Source organism: Rhodococcus sp. IEGM 1305 (assembly GCF_030058635.1).
Classification (GTDB): domain Bacteria; phylum Actinomycetota; class Actinomycetes; order Mycobacteriales; family Mycobacteriaceae; genus Rhodococcus_F; species Rhodococcus_F opacus_D.
In genome coordinates this window covers 1-3,193 of the sequence record NZ_JASHKX010000076.1, presented here as the reverse complement: position 1 = coordinate 3,193, position 3,193 = coordinate 1, and the positions used below count along the sequence as shown (strand labels likewise).

1 protein-coding gene is annotated in these 3,193 nt (G+C 70.0%); it reads left to right on the top strand.

Going from position 1 to position 3,193, the window contains the following annotated elements:
- Window positions 1-17: 17 nt before the first annotated feature.
- The coding region (locus QM693_RS37435) for a condensation domain-containing protein (protein ID WP_283354826.1) at window positions 18-3,193 on the top strand (3,176 nt) is incomplete at its 3' end.

The window sequence follows — 3,193 nt, the reverse complement described above, 5'->3', positions numbered from 1 at the left end:
TGTTGGGGGAGTTGCCGGTGACGGCGAGTGGGAAGTTGGATCGTGCCGCACTCCCAGCTCCCGTCGTTGCGCGTGGGCCACACCGCGCGCCCCGGACAGCGGCGGAGCACACGCTGGCGTCGGTGTTCGCCGAGGTGCTGGGGCTCGACCAGGTCGGGTTGGACGAGTCGTTCTTCGCGCTGGGCGGCGACAGCATCCTGTCGATCCGGCTCGTATCCCGCGCCAAGGCACGCGGATTGGTGTTCACGCCGCAGCAGGTGTTCGAGCACCGGACCGTGGCAGCGCTCGCGGCGGAATCGGAGATCGCGGACGGTGAGACCACAGTTGCCCTCGCCGAACTCGCGGGCGGCGGAATCGGCACGTTCCCGCCGACGCCGGTGATCCGGTACCTGATCGAGCGCGGCGGGCACTTCGAGCGGTTCAGCCAGAGTGTGCTGCTCGACCTCCCGGAGGGCATCGACCCGGACCGGCTCCTCGCGACGATCACGGCGGTGCTCGCACGACACGACATGCTGCGGTCGCGGCTCTACCAGGACGCGAACGGGCAGTGGCAGATGGAGACTCGTGCCGCGACCGAGATCGACACCGACACACTGGTCCGGCGTATCGCCTGCGACCCGGCGACCGATCCCGGCATGCTGGCAGAGCTGATCGCGACCGAACACCAAGCGGCCGTGGAGAGATTGCGCCCGTCCGACGGAGTGGTCGTCCAGTTCGTGTGGCTCGACCCGGAGCCCGCCGCCGCGGCCCCGGCCCGGACGGGACGGATGATCGTGGTCGCGCACCACCTCGCGGTCGACGGGGTGTCGTGGCGGATTCTGCTGCCCGACTTCGCCGCCGCCTGGTACCAGGTCAGCACCGGGAGCGTGCCGTCCCTCCCGGAACCGGCGACGTCGATGCGCCGGTGGGCGCACGCGCTGGCCGACGAAGCTGTCCGGAGCGAGCGAGCCGCCGAACTGGTGTGGTGGCAGAACGTCGTCGACGGACCCGACCCGCCGATCACCGAACGCCCCCTCGACCCCGGCCGGGACCTCGCGACCGCGCTGCAAGACGTGAGTGTCGAGACCTCCCCCGACGACACGTCCGTTCTGCTCACCCGCCTGCCGGAGCTGTATCACGGGGGTGTCCTCGACGTCCTGCTGACGGCGCTGGTGGTGGCGTCGTCGAGGTGGCGAGCCGAGCGGGGGATCCCGGGAACGTCGATGCTGATCCGGCTGGAAGGGCACGGCCGGGAGCAGCAGGTGGTGCCGGGCGCCGACCTGTCCCGCACCGTCGGCTGGTTCACGACGGTCTTCCCTGTCCGCGTCGATCTCCAGGGCATCGACCTCGACGACGCGCTGGCCGGCGGCCACGACATGGGCAGCGCCGTGAAACGCGTGAAAGAACACCTCCGGGCAGTGCCCGACATGGGGATCGGTTACGGACTGCTCCGCTACCTGAACCCGGGCACGGTCGGCAGTCTGCCGAGAGCAGAACCCGGGCAGATCAGCTTCAACTATCTCGGCCAGGTTCCGGATTCGGCCGATCACGACACCGCGGTCGGCTGGAGTCCCGCCGACGGGTTCGGCGACCTGCGGTACGTCCCGGACCCCGACATGCCGGCGTCTGCCGCCGTCGAGATCAACGCGATCGTGATCGGCGGACGACTCCGGGTCGGGTTCGGTTTCCCGGACACCCTGCTCGCGCACGCCGAGGTGGACCGGCTGGCGAAGCGGTGGCGGGAAGCGTTGTCCGCGTTGGTGTCCCACGCTCGGGATGGGGACGCAGGCGGACTCACACCGTCGGACGTTCCCCTCGTCGACGTGACCCAGAGCGACCTCGACACGTGGGAGGAGTGCTTCGGCGCGCTCACCGACGTGTGGCCGCCCGCACCCCTGCAGGCCGGGTTGCTGTTCCACGCCCTGCTCGCGAAACCGTCGATCGACGCGTACACGGTGCAGGTGGAACTGCACCTGCAGGGGGCCGTCGACCCGGCCCGGATGCGCCGCGCCGCACAGGCATTGCTGGATCGGCACGCGAATCTGCGGGTGGCGTTCGTCCCCGCCCGAGACGGAACCTTCGTCCAGGTGGTTCCCGCGGCCGTCGACCTGCCGTTCCGCGAAATCGACCTCACGGACCTGCCCGAGGCCGCGCGCACCGCCGAACTGGACCGGGTGCTCACCGCCGATCGGGCCGTACCGTTCGACACGTCCCGGGCCCCACTGGTGCGGTTCCTGCTCGTGACCACCGGCAGCCACGAATCGCGGCTCGTGTGGACCAATCACCACACCCTCCTCGACGGATGGTCGATGCCGCTGGCGATCCGCGAACTGCTCGCGCTCTATGTGGCCGGAGACGATGGGTCTGCGTTGCCGCGACCCCGGCCCTACCGAGACTTCCTGTCGTGGCTGCACCGCCGGGACCCCGCGGAATCACGAGCGGCGTGGGCGACCGCGCTCGCCGGCGTCGACGGTCCGACACTGCTGCTGCCGGACGCACGGGGGCGGCCGTTGTCGGCTCCTCCCGAGAGCGCCCTGTTCACCGTGTCCGGGGATTTGACCGCCGGCCTCACCACCCTCGCGCGTACCCGCAACACGACACTGAACACGGTGACGCAGGTGGCGTGGGGCATCGTGCTCGGCGCGGCGACGTCCCGCCACGACGTGACGTTCGGAAGCACCGTGTCCGGACGGTCGCCGCACCTGACCGGGGTCGAATCGATGATCGGATTGTTCGTCAACACCGTGCCCACACGCATCACACTGAACCCCCGGGAAACGCTGGGCCGACTGCTCGACCGGACACAGGCGGAACAGGCGGCCCTCCTCGACCACCACCACCTCGGTCTCGCCGACATCCAGCGAGCAGCCGGCCCCGACATCGGGTTCGACACGGCAACCGTCTTCGAGTCGTACCCGATCGACCGGGGAGGCCTGACCGAGAACACCGACCTCGCCGGCATCCGGGTGGTCGACGTGCGCGGCGTCGACGCCACACATTATCCGCTGAGCGTCGCCTTCTCGGTGGACACGCAGCTGCGCATGACGTTTCACTACCGACCCGACCTGGTCGACAGGGCCACCGTCGACGCGATAGCAGGCCGGGTCACCCGGGTGCTCGAGGCGATGGCCTCCGATCCGGACGTCACGGTGGCTCGGGTGGATGTGTTGGGTTCGGGTGAGCGGGGTGTGTTGGTGCCGGTGCGGGGTGGGGT